Below are 14,513 nucleotides of genomic sequence, written 5' to 3' on the forward strand. Positions count from 1 at the left end.
TTTTACTCTATAAATAAAATTGTGCTCATTAATGAGTAGTCAAAATGACTATCAATAAAATGGTCGATATGACAATATCTATAGTCAAATTGACAGTGAGGCAAAGATGAGTTTTTCCGTTGATGTGCTGGCGAATATCGCCATCGAATTGCAGCGTGGGATTGGTCATCAGGATCGTTTTCAGCGCCTGATCACCACGTTGCGTCAGGTGCTGGAGTGCGATGCGTCTGCGTTGCTACGTTACGACTCGCGGCAGTTTATTCCGCTTGCCATCGACGGGCTGGCGAAGGATGTACTCGGTAGACGCTTTGCGCTGGAAGGTCATCCACGGCTGGAAGCGATTGCCCGCGCCGGGGATGTGGTGCGCTTTCCCGCAGACAGCGAATTGCCCGATCCTTATGACGGTTTGATTCCAGGGCAGGAGAGTCTGAAGGTTCACGCCTGCGTTGGTTTGCCGTTGTTTGCCGGGCAAAACCTGATCGGTGCCTTGACGCTCGACGGGATGCAGCCCGATCAGTTCGATGTTTTCAGCGACGAAGAGCTACGGCTGATTGCCGCACTGGCGGCGGGAGCGTTAAGCAATGCGTTGCTGATTGAGCAACTGGAAAGCCAGAATATGCTGCCAGGCGATGCCACGCCGTTTGAAGCGGTGAAACAGACGCAGATGATTGGCTTGTCCCCTGGCATGACGCAATTGAAAAAAGAGATTGAGATTGTGGCGGCGTCCGATCTCAACGTCTTAATCAGCGGTGAGACGGGAACCGGTAAGGAGCTGGTGGCGAAAGCGATTCATGAAACCTCGCCAAGGGCGGTGAATCCGCTGGTCTATCTCAACTGTGCCGCACTGCCGGAAAGTGTGGCGGAAAGTGAACTGTTCGGGCATGTGAAAGGGGCGTTTACTGGCGCTATGAGTAACCGCAGCGGGAAGTTTGAAATGGCGGATAACGGCACGCTGTTTCTGGATGAGATCGGCGAGTTGTCGTTGGCATTGCAGGCCAAGTTGCTGCGAGTGTTGCAGTATGGCGATATTCAGCGTGTTGGCGATGACCGCAGTTTGCGGGTCGATGTGCGCGTGCTGGCGGCGACTAACCGCGACTTACGCGAAGAGGTACTGGCAGGGCGATTCCGCGCCGATTTGTTTCATCGCCTGAGCGTGTTTCCACTTTCGGTGCCGCCGCTGCGTGAGCGGGGCGATGATGTCATTCTGCTGGCGGGGTATTTCTGCGAGCAGTGTCGTTTGCGGCTGGGGCTCTCCCGCGTGGTATTAAGTGCCGGGGCGCGAAATTTACTGCAACACTACAGTTTTCCGGGAAACGTGCGCGAACTGGAACATGCTATTCATCGGGCGGTAGTACTGTCGAGAGCCACTCGCAGCGGCGATGAAGTGATTCTTGAGGCGCAACATTTTGCTTTTCCTGAGGTGACGTTGCCGCCGCCAGAAGCGGCGGCGGTGCCCGTTGTTAAGCAAAACCTGCGTGAAGCGACAGAAGCGTTCCAGCGTGAAACTATTCGTCAGGCACTGGCACAAAATCATCACAACTGGGCTGCCTGTGCGCGGATGCTGGAAACCGACGTCGCCAACCTGCATCGGCTGGCGAAACGTCTGGGATTGAAGGATTAAATAATCCCGGCCTGATAGAAATCCTGCAAGTTAATTGCGCCGGTGAGTTTGCCGTTTTCATCCACCACCGGTGCGGCAGTGATTTTGCGCTTCATCAGGATCTCTTTGGCGTCGATGGCACGGCTTTGCGCCTGTAATGTGGTGCCGCCTGTCGTCATCGCTTCATTAACTGGCGTGGTGAGTGCGCCGCCGCCAACCAGCCAGCGACGTAAATCGCCGTCGGTAAAGACGCCTTGTACCTGTTGTTGAGCGTCACATACCGCCACCAGCCCCAGACCAGTGCGGCTGAGTTCCAGCATCGCATCCATCACGCTGGCGGTTAACGCTACCTGCGGGATAGCGTCATCACGGCGCATCAGATGATGCACTTTATTCAGCAAGCGAGCACCCAATGCTCCAGCAGGGTGGGAGCGGGCAAAATCTTCTTCATTAAATCCGCGCGCCTGCATGACCGCCATCGCCAGCGCGTCACCCATCATCAGGGTATTGACGGTGCTGGAGGTCGGCGCAAGGTGCATCGGACAGGCTTCGCGTTCTACGGAGATATCCAGCACCGCTTTCGCCGCCAGGCCCAGCGGTGACGTCGGTTTGCCGGTCATCGCCAGCAGTGCGATAGATTTATCTTCCAGACGCGGAATAATCAGATCCAGTTCCTTCGCGCCACCGGAGTAAGAGATAAACAGCATCACATCGCGGCTTTCGATCATCCCCAGATCGCCGTGCAGTGCCTCTGCCGGATGGACAAAAAAAGCCGGTGTGCCGGTACTGGCAAGCGTTGCGGCGATTTTCTTACCAATGTGGCCCGATTTGCCAATTCCCGAAACCACCACTTTGCCTTCGCAGTGCAGGATGATATTGGCGGCGCGAACAAAATCATCGCCCAGACGTTCCGGTAAACGGCTTGCTTCCTGCAACTCCAGCATTAAAGTCTGACGTCCCGCGTTCAGTAGTGCTTCACTCATTGCTCTCTCCGGTTATGATCACATCGATCCCTTTCTTTTCCAGCGCCTGACGAAACGCTGGATCGATACCTGCGTCGGTAATTAGCTTATCGACGCTTTCAAGACTGCAAACTACGTTGGGGCTTTTACGGCCAAACTTTGATGAGTCTGCCATCAAAATCACTTCGCGCGCGGCATTGCACATTGCCTTACTGACGGTATAAACCTCGTTGAACGTGGTTACGCCCGCATTGAGATCGATGCCGTCGGTGCCCATAAACAATTTATCGAAGGTGAAATGCTCGAAGGCATTCTCTGCCAGTTGCCCGTGAAATGAGGCCGATTTTTTACGAAATGTTCCGCCTGGCATCAGGATAGTTTGTTCGTTATCCAGTTCGGATAGCGCATTGACGATATGCAGGCTGTTGGTCATCACTGTGATGTTATTAAAGCGCGAGAGCAGGGGAACCATCTGCAAAACGGTACTGCCAGCATCAAGAATGATCGAATCGCCATCATGGATAAAACTAACGGCAGCTTCTGCAATCAGCTCTTTCTTGTGGGTGTTGATGAGTGTTTTATGATCGATAGGCGGATCGGATTCCTCTTTATTCAACACCACTCCGCCATAAGTACGAATGACGGTTCCGGCATGTTCCAGAATGACCAGATCTTTGCGAATGGTTGTGCCTGTGGTGTCAAAGTATTGCGCCAATTCTTCAACCGAGCATTTACCCTGCTTTTGCAGATACTCCAGAATGGCGGCCTGACGCTGACGAGGTTTCATGGGCGTGATTACCTGATTTAGGTTTCAAAATGATAACTTCGCAAGCAAGTAACATTCACAACGAAATTATCCACGTTTCAGTTTAAGCGCCAATGATAGAGCATTCTGTGATAGTGGATCATGGGGAAAGATCACATCGGGCTGTAAATCACCCGCATACATACCGGTAATTGCGGGAATTTTTTGTGGTCGGGCGAAGACGGTCAGTCCTTTCATAAACAAGGTGTCGACGATGCGTTGCTGATCGTCCAGGGCGATGGCGACCACGACCCGCGGTTTAAAGCGCCCGCTGGAACGGCCCACGCCAACCCGCCCTTGCTGGCATAGTGTGTCGAAGGCACGGTTAAAACGAGAAATTTGCCAACCGCCTAAGGCCAGTTGCGCACACCAGGCGATAACGGCGACGGTGATGAGTGCGGATACCATAACTTTTCCTTAATGTAGTGGCGGAAGTCCTGTATGCCTGATGAGCGTAGCGCATCAGGCATTTTATTAGTCTCGCGGAGATCCTTAACGGATCTCCGCTGTTAATCAGAACATCACCTGACCGCCGGTGACATTGATCGACTGACCAGTGCAGTACGACGCCTTAGGACTGGCGTAGAACAGCAGCATATTCAGCACATCCTGATAATCGCAGCCGCGTTTGAGCGGTACTTTGTCGATGTAATACTGCTCGACTTGATCCGGTTTGATACCCAGCTTGGTCGCATATTGTGGCAATAGCGACTGAAACATCGGCGATTTCAGCAGATTACCGAGCATCAGTGAATGCACCGTAATGCCGTACTCCGCCAGATCCAGCGCCAGTGATTGAGTCAGCCCGACGCCACCAAATTTCGCGGCGCTATAACCAGAGTTGTGTTTGCTGCCCACTTTGCCGGATTTCGAGTTGATCTGAATAATGCGCCCCTGAATCCCGTCGCGGATCATCAAACGCGAAAATTCACGGGCACACAGGAAATAACCCACCAGATTCACTTGTAGCGAACGGTCAAAATCGCCGAGCTGGAAGTCGCTGATAAAGGCTGCTTTTGCAATTCCGGCGCTGTAGACCAGCAAATCCACGCGACCAAAGATTTCATCTACCCCACGAGAGAGCGCCAGAACGCTTTGCTCGCTGGTGGCGTCAGCACCAAAACCATACGCTGTTCCTTCACCATATTCGGCGTTAATTTCTTGTGCCACATTTGCGGCTTTGTCGCTCTGAATATCGACAACCGCGACGCGATACCCCTCGGCAGCCAGACCGTGGCACAGGAACGCGCCTAAGGTTTGCCCACCACCGATGACAACGGCAACCTGATTCATTTTTTACTCCTTAACAGATTCAAACATCAAAACCGATCCCGGCGCGATATCGTCGGGTACAGAGCCTGCCACATGGACAGTGCCCGGAAATTCCGCTTCGTTTAAACCATCGAAGCGCAGGGTGACATGACCCAGTTCGCGAAGGTTGTCTTCCGCCACACTGCCAACGGCGGTCACCGGATAGCGATGCTGCCCGAGCGTAAATTGCAAACCGGGATGGAGTGCACCTTTCAACTCGCCGTGGCAATGAATGAAGCAATACTCTTCGAGATCCGCAGGCGCGCCTTCACGAAAGGTGATGAGCATCTGGTCGCTGAGGGCGTCAGTGGCACTCGCGCCGATACGGGTGATGGTGGTCTGATAAATAACGGTCATGTTTCAGCCTCTATTGATAGATAAAACCGGAGACAAACCAGGCGATCAGTACAGTCGGCGCGCCGGTTAAAAAGCGGCTCACCAGTACAGAAGGGACACCGACGCGAACCGTGTCCTGACGGGCTTCCGCCAGCGACAAACCGACCGGGATGAAGTCGCAGGCCGCCTGCGCGTTGATGGCAAACAGTGCAGGTAAAGCCAGATGCGGCGGAATATTGCCGAGGCCAATCTGCACGCCAATCAATACGCCGATAACCTGTGCGATAACTGCGCCTGGGCCGAGGAAAGGTGAAAGCAGCGGGAAGGAGCAGATGAGCGCCAGCATGACCAGACCCAGTGGATGGCTCGCCAGCGGAGCAAGACCGTGGGCAATCCAGTCGCCAAGACCGGAAGCCATAATGATGCCGATAAGCGCCGAGACGAACGCCATAAACGGCAGAATGGTTTTTAATACAGTGTCGATGGTGTCACGACCAGATTGAAACAACACGGCAACGGCAGAACCCATACCCATTCCCACCTTCGCCAGTAAACCATCGCTTTGTTCGGTGATTTTCTTGCTGGTGTCATAGTCACGGCCCACGGAAGAGGGTTGTGGTGTCGCATCACCCACTACAGTGATGTTTTCTTCTTTTACGCCAGAGACATAAATATCTTCCACAATGTACTGCGCCAGTGGACCGGACTTGCCCGTCGAGTGGATATTAATGGTGGGAATACGCCGTTTCGGATAAATGCCGCAGCGTAATGTGCCGCCACAGTCGATTACCGCGACACCAATTTCCGCCTCCGCGGGTTCACCTTCTTTAAATCCGTCAATAGCCTGCCAGCCAGTAAGCTGTGCCAGTTTGTCAACAATCGCAGGCCGGGTACCGGCGGTGATATAGACGATTTTTTTGCCCGGCGTGGCTTCCAGCTCAAGCGGGCCGCCCCAGCCACCCGTTCCTTTTTCGATCCGAATACGCGTCATGATGTTGCTCCTGCCAGGTGAACTTTTTGTTCAAGTTGAATACCCATCTTTTTCTCAAAAATGGCGGTGGTCAGATCGGTCACCCAGCCGCGGAAGAAGTTGGTGACAAGACCAACCAGCAGATAACTCACCGCCAGTGGGCCAAGTGGCAGGTTCAGTGTTGTCAGACCGCTGGCAATGCCAAGATAAACAAACAGTTCGCCTGGGTTGATATGGGGGAAGAGGCCATTCATTGAGTGGCAGCTATAAGAGGCGGCCGCGTAGTAGCTGGGTTTGTACTTTTCCGGCATAAAGCGACCCAGGCTTAAGGTCATCGGATTGCAAAAGACAAACGTGCCAATGCACGGTAACAGCAGGTAACGGGAAACAGGGTTACCGGTGCAACGTTGAGCAAAACGTTCAATACGATGCTGACCGATAAAATTAATCAGTGCGTTCATGATAACCAGCAGGCTAATCAACAGCGGAAGAATGCCGGTCACCATCCCGGTAAACACCTCTCCGCCCTTTTGGAACAGCCCGATAAACCACTCTGCACCATGAGTAATGGTTTCTATCATTGTTCTCTCCTTCAGGATTTATTGTTTTATTACCAAACGGCAACCTAATCTAATCAGATTGAAAGATTTAAAAGTGTTATTTTGATCGCAAAATGAAAGATAAATATTTTAACTTGAAAGTTTCAATAAAAGGATAGCGAGGAGAATGAGTTGAGTTATGTAAAGTCCGTATCGGGCAGTGACTACCGCTTCCTTGTGCGGGGCGTGATGCTTTACCATACTTGCCCCTGGTTGAATCTGTTAAATGGACCCCTCATGTTCAAGCGTCGTTATGTAACATTGCTTCCCCTTTTTGTGTTGCTTGCCGCCTGTAGCAGCAAGCCAAAACCTACTGAGACTGAAACGACCACCGGAACGCCGTCTGGCGGCTTCCTGCTTGAGCCGCAGCACAATGTGATGCAGATGGGTGGCGATTTCGCTAATAACCCGAATGCCCAGCAGTTCATCGACAAAATGGTGAACAAACACGGTTTCGATCGTCAGCAGTTGCAGGAAATTCTCTCCCAGGCGAAACGTCTGGATTCGGTACTGCGGCTGATGGATAACCAGGCACCAACCACATCGGTGAAACCGCCATCAGGTCCGAACGGCGCATGGCTGCGTTATCGCAAAAAATTTATTACGCCGGACAACGTGCAGAACGGTGTGGTTTTCTGGAATCAGTATGAAGATGCGTTGAATCGCGCGTGGCAGGTGTATGGTGTACCGCCGGAAATTATCGTCGGGATTATCGGCGTTGAAACCCGCTGGGGGCGCGTGATGGGGAAAACCCGTATCCTCGATGCGCTGGCAACGCTGTCATTTAACTACCCACGCCGCGCGGAGTATTTCTCTGGCGAGCTGGAAACCTTCCTGCTGATGGCGCGCGACGAGCAGGACGATCCGCTCAATCTGAAAGGTTCCTTTGCCGGGGCGATGGGCTACGGACAGTTTATGCCGTCGTCTTACAAACAATATGCGGTAGATTTCAGCGGCGACGGGCATATCAACCTGTGGGATCCGGTTGATGCCATTGGTAGTGTGGCGAACTATTTCAAAGCGCACGGCTGGGTGAAAGGTGAGCAGGTTGCGGTGATGGCAAACGGTCAGGCTCCAGGCTTGCCAAATGGCTTCAAAACCAAGTACAGCATTTCGCAGCTTGCCGCGGCAGGTTTAACGCCACAGCAGCCGCTGGGCAACCATCAACAAGCCAGCCTGCTGCGTCTGGATGTCGGTACCGGTTACCAGTACTGGTACGGTCTGCCGAACTTCTACACCATCACCCGTTACAACCACAGTACCCATTACGCAATGGCGGTCTGGCAGTTAGGACAAGCCGTGGCGCTGGCGCGCGTGCAGTAACTATTTGCAAGAGGGGAGCGTGAGCTTCCCTCTGGCTAATCAGCTTTTTTCTGAATCCTCCTCGTAAAATTGCAACGCCAACACCATCTTCCTGACGAAAGTGCTATCTTGTCCGGCATAAATTTTTGACTGACAGAGGTTGTGATGACTGACAGTGAACTGATGCAGTTAAGCGAACAGGTTGGGCAGGCGCTGAAAGCCCGTGGCGCAACCGTAACAACTGCTGAGTCTTGTACCGGTGGTTGGGTAGCGAAAGTGATTACCGATATTGCCGGTAGCTCCGCCTGGTTTGAACGCGGATTTGTCACCTACAGTAACGAAGCCAAAGCGCAAATGATCGGTGTACGCGAAGAGACGCTGGCGCAGCATGGCGCGGTGAGCGAACCTGTCGTGGTGGAAATGGCGATAGGCGCACTGAAAGCGGCTCGTGCTGATTATGCTGTGTCTATTAGTGGTATCGCCGGGCCGGATGGCGGCAGTGAAGAAAAGCCTGTCGGCACCGTCTGGTTTGCTTTTGCCACTGCCCGCGGTGAAGGCATTACCCGGCGGGAATGCTTCAGCGGTGACCGTGATGCGGTGCGTCGTCAGGCTACTGCGTATGCATTGCAGACCTTGTGGCAACAATTTCTACAAAACACTTGATACTGTATGAGCATACAGTATAATTGTTTCAACAGAACATATTGACTATCCGGTATTACCCGGCATGACAGGAGTAAAAATGGCTATCGACGAAAACAAACAGAAAGCGTTGGCGGCAGCACTGGGCCAGATTGAGAAACAATTTGGTAAAGGCTCCATCATGCGCCTGGGTGAAGACCGTTCCATGGATGTGGAAACCATCTCTACCGGTTCGCTTTCACTGGATATCGCGCTTGGGGCAGGTGGTCTGCCGATGGGCCGTATCGTCGAAATCTACGGACCGGAATCTTCCGGTAAAACCACGCTGACGTTGCAGGTGATCGCCGCAGCCCAGCGCGAAGGTAAAACTTGTGCGTTTATCGATGCTGAACACGCGCTGGACCCAATCTATGCACGTAAACTGGGCGTCGATATCGACAACCTGCTGTGCTCCCAGCCGGACACTGGCGAGCAGGCACTGGAAATCTGTGACGCCCTGGCGCGTTCTGGCGCAGTAGACGTTATCGTCGTTGACTCCGTGGCGGCACTGACGCCGAAAGCGGAAATCGAAGGCGAAATCGGCGACTCTCACATGGGCCTTGCGGCACGTATGATGAGCCAGGCGATGCGTAAGCTGGCGGGTAACCTGAAGCAGTCCAACACGCTGCTGATCTTCATCAACCAGATCCGTATGAAAATTGGTGTGATGTTCGGTAACCCGGAAACCACTACCGGTGGTAACGCGCTGAAATTCTACGCCTCTGTTCGTCTCGACATCCGTCGTATCGGCGCGGTGAAAGAGGGCGAAAACGTGGTGGGTAGCGAAACCCGTGTGAAAGTGGTGAAGAACAAAATCGCTGCGCCGTTTAAACAGGCTGAATTCCAGATCCTCTACGGCGAAGGTATCAACTTCTATGGCGAACTGGTTGATCTGGGCGTGAAAGAGAAGCTGATCGAGAAAGCAGGTGCGTGGTACAGCTACAAAGGTGAGAAGATCGGTCAGGGTAAAGCGAATGCGACTGCCTGGCTGAAAGATAACCCGGAGACCGCGAAAGAGATCGAGAAGAAAGTACGTGAGTTGCTGCTGAGCAACCCGAACTCAACGCCGGATTTCTCTGTAGATGACAGCGAAGGCGTAGCAGAAACTAACGAAGATTTTTAATCATCTTGTTTGATACACAAGGGTCGCATCTGCGGCCCTTTTGCTTTTTTAAGTTGTAAGGATATGCCATGACAGAATCAACGTCCCGTCGCCCGGCATATGCTCGCCTGTTGGATCGTGCGGTACGCATTCTGGCGGTGCGCGATCACAGTGAGCAAGAATTGCGACGTAAACTCGCGGCACCGATCATGGGCAAAAATGGCCCGGAAGAGATTGATGCCACGGCAGAAGATTACGAGCGCGTTATCGTCTGGTGCCATGAACATGGCTATCTCGATGACAGCCGATTTGTTGCGCGCTTTATCGCCAGCCGTAGCCGCAAAGGTTATGGACCTGCGCGTATTCGTCAGGAACTGAATCAGAAAGGTATTTCCCGCGAAGCGACAGAAAAAGCGATGCGTGAATGTGACATCGACTGGTGCGCACTGGCGCGCGATCAGGCGACGCGAAAATATGGCGAACCTTTGCCAACTGTCTTTTCAGAAAAAGTTAAGATCCAGCGTTTTCTGCTCTATCGTGGCTATCTGATGGAAGATATCCAGGATATTTGGCGAAATTTTGCCGACTGAACGCATACGGTATTTTACTTCCCAGTCAAGAAAACTTATCTTATTCCCACTTTTCAGTTACCAGCCCGGCGGTTAAGACACGCTGGAGCTGGTGGCGATATTTCGTTAGCTTGATTTCAGGATAATTATGAGCAAGAGCACCGCTGAGATCCGTCAGGCGTTTCTCGACTTTTTCCATAGTAAGGGACATCAGGTAGTTGCCAGCAGCTCCCTGGTACCCCATAACGACCCAACTTTGTTGTTTACCAACGCCGGGATGAACCAGTTCAAGGATGTGTTCCTTGGGCTCGACAAGCGTAATTATTCCCGCGCTACCACTTCCCAACGCTGCGTGCGTGCGGGTGGTAAACACAACGACCTGGAAAACGTCGGTTACACCGCGCGTCACCATACCTTCTTCGAAATGCTGGGCAACTTCAGCTTCGGCGACTATTTCAAACACGATGCCATTCAGTTTGCATGGGAACTGCTGACCAGCGAAAAATGGTTTGCCCTGCCGAAAGAGCGTCTGTGGGTTACCGTCTATGAAAGCGACGACGAAGCCTACGAAATCTGGGAAAAAGAAGTCGGGATCCCGCGCGAACGTATTATTCGCATCGGCGATAACAAAGGTGCGCCATACGCATCTGACAACTTCTGGCAGATGGGTGACACTGGTCCGTGCGGCCCGTGCACCGAAATCTTCTACGATCACGGCGACCACATTTGGGGTGGCCCTCCGGGAAGTCCGGAAGAAGACGGCGACCGCTACATTGAGATCTGGAACATCGTCTTCATGCAGTTCAACCGCCAGGCAGATGGCACGATGGAACCGCTGCCGAAGCCGTCTGTAGATACCGGTATGGGTCTGGAGCGTATTGCTGCGGTGCTGCAACACGTTAACTCTAACTATGACATCGACCTGTTCCGTACGCTGATCCAGGCGGTAGCGAAAGTCACTGGCGCGACCGATTTGAGCAACAAATCGCTGCGCGTAATCGCTGACCACATTCGTTCTTGTGCGTTCCTGATCGCGGATGGCGTAATGCCGTCCAACGAAAACCGTGGTTATGTACTGCGTCGTATCATTCGTCGCGCAGTGCGTCACGGCAATATGCTGGGCGCGAAAGAAACCTTCTTCTACAAACTGGTTGGTCCGCTGATCGACGTAATGGGCTCTGCGGGTGAAGACCTGAAACGCCAGCAGGCGCAGGTTGAGCAGGTGCTGAAGACTGAAGAAGAGCAGTTTGCCCGTACTCTGGAGCGCGGTCTGGCGCTGCTGGACGAAGAGCTGGCAAAACTTTCTGGTGATACGCTGGATGGTGAAACGGCTTTCCGTCTGTACGACACCTATGGCTTCCCGGTTGACCTGACGTCTGATGTTTGTCGTGAGCGCAACATCAAAGTTGACGAAGCTGGATTTGAAGCAGCAATGGAAGAGCAGCGTCGTCGTGCGCGCGAAGCCAGCGGCTTTGGTGCCGATTACAACGCAATGATCCGTGTTAACAGTGCATCTGAATTTAAAGGCTATGACCATCTGGAACTGAACGGCAAAGTGACCGCGCTGTTTGTTGATGGTAAAGCGGTTGATGCCATCAATGCAGGCCAGGAAGCTGTGGTCGTGCTGGATCAAACGCCATTCTATGCGGAATCCGGCGGTCAGGTTGGTGATAAAGGCGAACTGAAAGGCGCTAACTTCTCCTTTGCGGTGGAAGATACGCAGAAATACGGCCAGGCGATTGGTCACATCGGTAAACTTGCTGCGGGTTCTGTGAAAGTGGGCGACGCGGTGCAGGCTGATGTTGATGAAGCTCGTCGCGCCCGTATTCGTCTGAATCACTCCGCAACGCACCTGATGCACGCTGCGCTGCGCCAGGTTCTGGGTACTCATGTATCGCAGAAAGGTTCACTGGTTAACGACAAAGTGCTGCGCTTCGACTTCTCACACAACGAAGCGATGAAACCAGAAGAGATTCGTGCGGTCGAAGACCTGGTGAACGCACAGATTCGCCGTAACTTGCCGATTGAAACCAACATCATGGATCTCGAAGCGGCGAAAGCGAAAGGTGCGATGGCGCTGTTCGGCGAGAAGTATGATGAACGTGTACGTGTGCTGAGCATGGGCGATTTCTCCACCGAGCTGTGTGGCGGTACTCACGCCAGTCGCACTGGTGATATTGGTCTGTTCCGCATCATCTCTGAATCGGGTACTGCTGCAGGCGTTCGTCGTATCGAAGCGGTAACCGGAGAAGGCGCTATCGCCACCGTTCATGCAGACAGCGATCGCTTAAACGAAGTCGCGCATCTGCTGAAAGGCGATAGCAATAATCTGGCTGATAAAGTGCGCTCAGTACTGGAACGTACGCGTCAGCTGGAAAAAGAGTTACAACAGCTTAAAGAACAAGCTGCCGCACAGGAGAGCGCAAATCTTTCCAGTAAGGCAATTGATGTTAATGGTGTTAAGCTGTTGGTTAGCGAGCTTAGCGGTGTTGAGCCGAAAATGTTGCGTACCATGGTTGACGATTTAAAAAATCAGCTGGGGTCGACAATTATCGTGCTGGCAACGGTAGCCGAAGGTAAGGTTTCTCTGATTGCAGGCGTATCTAAGGACGTCACAGATCGTGTGAAAGCAGGGGAACTGATTGGTATGGTCGCTCAGCAGGTGGGCGGCAAGGGTGGTGGACGTCCTGACATGGCGCAAGCCGGTGGTACGGATGCTGCGGCCTTACCTGCAGCGTTAGCCAGTGTGAAAGGCTGGGTCAGCGCGAAATTGCAATAATATAAGCGTCAGGCAATGCCGTGGACTCGCTTCACGGCATTCGCATTAACGCTATCGACAACGATAAAGTCAGGTTGAAGTTGTGTATATCGGCTAAACTTAGGTTTAACAGAATGTAATGCCATGACTGCTTAGATGTAATGTGTTTGTCATTGCTTACTTTTTGGCGTTATATGATGGATAATGCCGGGATACAGAGAGACCCGACTCTTTTAATCTTTCAAGGAGCAAAGAATGCTGATTCTGACTCGTCGAGTTGGTGAGACCCTCATGATTGGGGATGAGGTCACCGTGACAGTTTTAGGGGTAAAGGGCAACCAGGTACGTATTGGCGTAAATGCCCCGAAGGAAGTTTCTGTTCACCGTGAAGAGATCTACCAGCGTATCCAGGCTGAAAAATCCCAGCAGTCCAGTTACTAATCTTTCCGCGTCTCATCTTTATCGGTGAGACGCACCCTCAAAATTTCTTCTTCACTCCATTGTCTTTTCGCTTTACTCCCGTTCATTCAACTTAAGTCTCCATTTTTTTGCATTACTGCTATCTGACAGACCTCCGTTTTTCTGTTGATAAAACACTCTTTTTGACGTTTTTACAGACTAATTGAGCGTGAAGTGTGCAAACGATAAAAGTGTGGGAAAAATTGTTTGACTTATAAGTCTCAGAAAGTAATATGTGCGCCACGCAGCGACGATGAGCGATAAACAAGTTCTTCGAAGCACTCGTAAGAGGCGTGTGGTGAGGTGGCCGAGAGGCTGAAGGCGCTCCCCTGCTAAGGGAGTATGCGGTCAAAAGCTGCATCCGGGGTTCGAATCCCCGCCTCACCGCCATTTGCATCCGTAGCTCAGCTGGATAGAGTACTCGGCTACGAACCGAGCGGTCGGAGGTTCGAATCCTCCCGGATGCACCATATTCTACGTACTTTCAGCGATGAAGGTATGGAAGAGGTGGCGGTAATAACCGCAGGCACCAGGGAGGATAACGTTGCTTTAGCAACGGCCCGAAGGGCGAGCCGCAAGGCGAGTAATCCTCCCGGATGCACCATCTCTTACTTGATACGGCTTTAGTAGCGGTATCAAAAAATCTGCAGTAAAGTAAGTTTCCCGATGCATCCGTAGCTCAGCTGGATAGAGTACTCGGCTACGAACCGAGCGGTCGGAGGTTCGAATCCTCCCGGATGCACCATCTCTTACTTGATATGGCTTTAGTAGCGGTATCAATATCAGCAGTAAAATAAATTTCCCGATGCATCCGTAGCTCAGCTGGATAGAGTACTCGGCTACGAACCGAGCGGTCGGAGGTTCGAATCCTCCCGGATGCACCATATTCTCCGTAATCATCAGTGATGATGGTTAAGATGGATTTTCTTACTTGATATGGCTTTAGTGGCGGTATCAATATCAGCAGTAAAATAAATTTCCCGATGCATCCGTAGCTCAGCTGGATAGAGTACTCGGCTACGAACCGAGCGGTCGGAGGTTCGAATCCTCCCGGATGCA

14 protein-coding genes and 5 tRNA genes are annotated in these 14,513 nt (G+C 52.4%); 12 read left to right on the top strand and 7 right to left on the bottom strand.

Features of this window, described 5'->3' with window-relative positions; genetic code table 11:
* The first annotated feature begins 106 nt into the window (after positions 1 to 106).
* Entirely contained in the window at positions 107 to 1,621 is a 1,515-nt protein-coding gene (norR, locus tag ACJHX3_RS14630) for a nitric oxide reductase transcriptional regulator NorR (protein ID WP_000010755.1), read from the top strand.
* On the opposite strand, the gene gutQ is transcribed toward norR, so the two are convergent.
* The 7 genes from gutQ to srlA form a co-directional block, all read right to left on the bottom strand.
* Entirely contained in the window at positions 1,618 to 2,583 is a 966-nt protein-coding gene (gutQ, locus tag ACJHX3_RS14635; RefSeq protein WP_001287415.1) for an arabinose-5-phosphate isomerase GutQ, read from the bottom strand. The genes norR and gutQ overlap by 4 nt on opposite strands.
* Positions 2,576 to 3,349: a glucitol operon DNA-binding transcriptional repressor SrlR gene (srlR, locus tag ACJHX3_RS14640; RefSeq protein WP_000804552.1), complete on the bottom strand. Its 774-nt coding sequence runs from the start codon at positions 3,347 to 3,349 to the stop codon at positions 2,576 to 2,578. Before srlR ends, gutQ begins: the two co-directional genes overlap by 8 nt.
* 66 nt (positions 3,350 to 3,415) lie before the next feature.
* On the bottom strand, positions 3,416 to 3,775 hold the full coding sequence (gene gutM, locus ACJHX3_RS14645) for a transcriptional regulator GutM (RefSeq protein WP_000252914.1): 360 nt from the start codon (positions 3,773 to 3,775) through the stop codon (positions 3,416 to 3,418).
* Positions 3,776 to 3,880: 105 nt separating this feature from the next.
* Positions 3,881 to 4,660 carry a sorbitol-6-phosphate dehydrogenase gene (gene srlD, locus ACJHX3_RS14650; protein WP_001077351.1) on the bottom strand — a complete coding sequence of 260 codons (780 nt, stop codon included), beginning with the start codon at positions 4,658 to 4,660 and terminating at the stop codon, positions 3,881 to 3,883.
* Between the two features lie 3 nt (positions 4,661 to 4,663).
* Positions 4,664 to 5,035 carry a PTS glucitol/sorbitol transporter subunit IIA gene (gene srlB / locus ACJHX3_RS14655; protein WP_094308396.1) on the bottom strand — a complete coding sequence of 124 codons (372 nt, stop codon included), beginning with the start codon at positions 5,033 to 5,035 and terminating at the stop codon, positions 4,664 to 4,666.
* Positions 5,036 to 5,045: 10 nt separating this feature from the next.
* Positions 5,046 to 6,005, bottom strand: a complete 960-nt coding sequence (srlE, locus tag ACJHX3_RS14660) for a PTS glucitol/sorbitol transporter subunit IIB (protein ID WP_000196934.1) — start codon at positions 6,003 to 6,005, stop codon at positions 5,046 to 5,048.
* Positions 6,002 to 6,565, bottom strand: a complete 564-nt coding sequence (srlA, locus tag ACJHX3_RS14665) for a PTS glucitol/sorbitol transporter subunit IIC (protein ID WP_000573329.1) — start codon at positions 6,563 to 6,565, stop codon at positions 6,002 to 6,004. The genes srlE and srlA overlap by 4 nt, the downstream gene beginning before the upstream one ends.
* A gap of 255 nt (positions 6,566 to 6,820) precedes the next feature.
* Here srlA and mltB point away from each other — a divergent pair, with 255 nt between their 5' ends.
* The 11 genes from mltB (at position 6,821) to ACJHX3_RS14720 (ending at position 14,513) form a co-directional block, all read left to right on the top strand.
* Positions 6,821 to 7,906 carry a lytic murein transglycosylase B gene (mltB, locus tag ACJHX3_RS14670; RefSeq protein ID WP_094321844.1) on the top strand — a complete coding sequence of 362 codons (1,086 nt, stop codon included), beginning with the start codon at positions 6,821 to 6,823 and terminating at the stop codon, positions 7,904 to 7,906.
* A 144-nt stretch (positions 7,907 to 8,050) separates the two neighbouring features.
* The gene (gene pncC, locus ACJHX3_RS14675) at positions 8,051 to 8,548 is read left to right on the top strand and encodes a nicotinamide-nucleotide amidase (protein ID WP_000132231.1); all 498 of its coding nucleotides are present in this window, start codon (positions 8,051 to 8,053) and stop codon (positions 8,546 to 8,548) included.
* Positions 8,549 to 8,627: 79 nt separating this feature from the next.
* Positions 8,628 to 9,689, top strand: a complete 1,062-nt coding sequence (gene recA / locus ACJHX3_RS14680) for a recombinase RecA (RefSeq protein WP_000963143.1) — start codon at positions 8,628 to 8,630, stop codon at positions 9,687 to 9,689.
* A gap of 68 nt (positions 9,690 to 9,757) precedes the next feature.
* Positions 9,758 to 10,258: a recombination regulator RecX gene (recX, locus tag ACJHX3_RS14685; RefSeq protein ID WP_094321843.1), complete on the top strand. Its 501-nt coding sequence runs from the start codon at positions 9,758 to 9,760 to the stop codon at positions 10,256 to 10,258.
* A 127-nt stretch (positions 10,259 to 10,385) separates the two neighbouring features.
* Entirely contained in the window at positions 10,386 to 13,016 is a 2,631-nt protein-coding gene (alaS, locus tag ACJHX3_RS14690) for an alanine--tRNA ligase (RefSeq protein WP_094308394.1), read from the top strand.
* A gap of 234 nt (positions 13,017 to 13,250) precedes the next feature.
* Positions 13,251 to 13,436, top strand: coding sequence for a carbon storage regulator CsrA (gene csrA, locus ACJHX3_RS14695; RefSeq protein ID WP_000906486.1), 186 nt, complete (start codon positions 13,251 to 13,253; stop codon positions 13,434 to 13,436).
* Positions 13,437 to 13,751: 315 nt separating this feature from the next.
* Positions 13,752 to 13,844, top strand: a tRNA-Ser gene (locus tag ACJHX3_RS14700).
* A gap of 3 nt (positions 13,845 to 13,847) precedes the next feature.
* Positions 13,848 to 13,924, top strand: a tRNA-Arg gene (locus ACJHX3_RS14705).
* 198 nt (positions 13,925 to 14,122) lie between these two features.
* Positions 14,123 to 14,199 (top strand) — tRNA-Arg (locus tag ACJHX3_RS14710).
* Positions 14,200 to 14,261: 62 nt separating this feature from the next.
* Positions 14,262 to 14,338, top strand: a tRNA-Arg gene (locus tag ACJHX3_RS14715).
* Positions 14,339 to 14,439: 101 nt separating this feature from the next.
* Positions 14,440 to 14,513, top strand: a tRNA-Arg gene (locus tag ACJHX3_RS14720).

This window comes from Escherichia sp. WS1265 (assembly GCF_046487585.1).
Lineage (GTDB): Bacteria > Pseudomonadota > Gammaproteobacteria > Enterobacterales > Enterobacteriaceae > Escherichia > Escherichia coli.

Coding starts and splice junctions, on each gene's coding strand:
- norR (WP_000010755.1), top strand. CDS start 107: ATGAGTTTTTCCGTTGATGTGCTGGCGAATATCGCCATCGAATTGCAG.
- gutQ (WP_001287415.1), bottom strand. CDS start 2,583: ATGAGTGAAGCACTACTGAACGCGGGACGTCAGACTTTAATGCTGGAG.
- srlR (WP_000804552.1), bottom strand. CDS start 3,349: ATGAAACCTCGTCAGCGTCAGGCCGCCATTCTGGAGTATCTGCAAAAG.
- gutM (WP_000252914.1), bottom strand. CDS start 3,775: ATGGTATCCGCACTCATCACCGTCGCCGTTATCGCCTGGTGTGCGCAA.
- srlD (WP_001077351.1), bottom strand. CDS start 4,660: ATGAATCAGGTTGCCGTTGTCATCGGTGGTGGGCAAACCTTAGGCGCG.
- srlB (WP_094308396.1), bottom strand. CDS start 5,035: ATGACCGTTATTTATCAGACCACCATCACCCGTATCGGCGCGAGTGCC.
- srlE (WP_000196934.1), bottom strand. CDS start 6,005: ATGACGCGTATTCGGATCGAAAAAGGAACGGGTGGCTGGGGCGGCCCG.
- srlA (WP_000573329.1), bottom strand. CDS start 6,565: ATGATAGAAACCATTACTCATGGTGCAGAGTGGTTTATCGGGCTGTTC.
- mltB (WP_094321844.1), top strand. CDS start 6,821: ATGTTCAAGCGTCGTTATGTAACATTGCTTCCCCTTTTTGTGTTGCTT.
- pncC (WP_000132231.1), top strand. CDS start 8,051: ATGACTGACAGTGAACTGATGCAGTTAAGCGAACAGGTTGGGCAGGCG.
- recA (WP_000963143.1), top strand. CDS start 8,628: ATGGCTATCGACGAAAACAAACAGAAAGCGTTGGCGGCAGCACTGGGC.
- recX (WP_094321843.1), top strand. CDS start 9,758: ATGACAGAATCAACGTCCCGTCGCCCGGCATATGCTCGCCTGTTGGAT.
- alaS (WP_094308394.1), top strand. CDS start 10,386: ATGAGCAAGAGCACCGCTGAGATCCGTCAGGCGTTTCTCGACTTTTTC.
- csrA (WP_000906486.1), top strand. CDS start 13,251: ATGCTGATTCTGACTCGTCGAGTTGGTGAGACCCTCATGATTGGGGAT.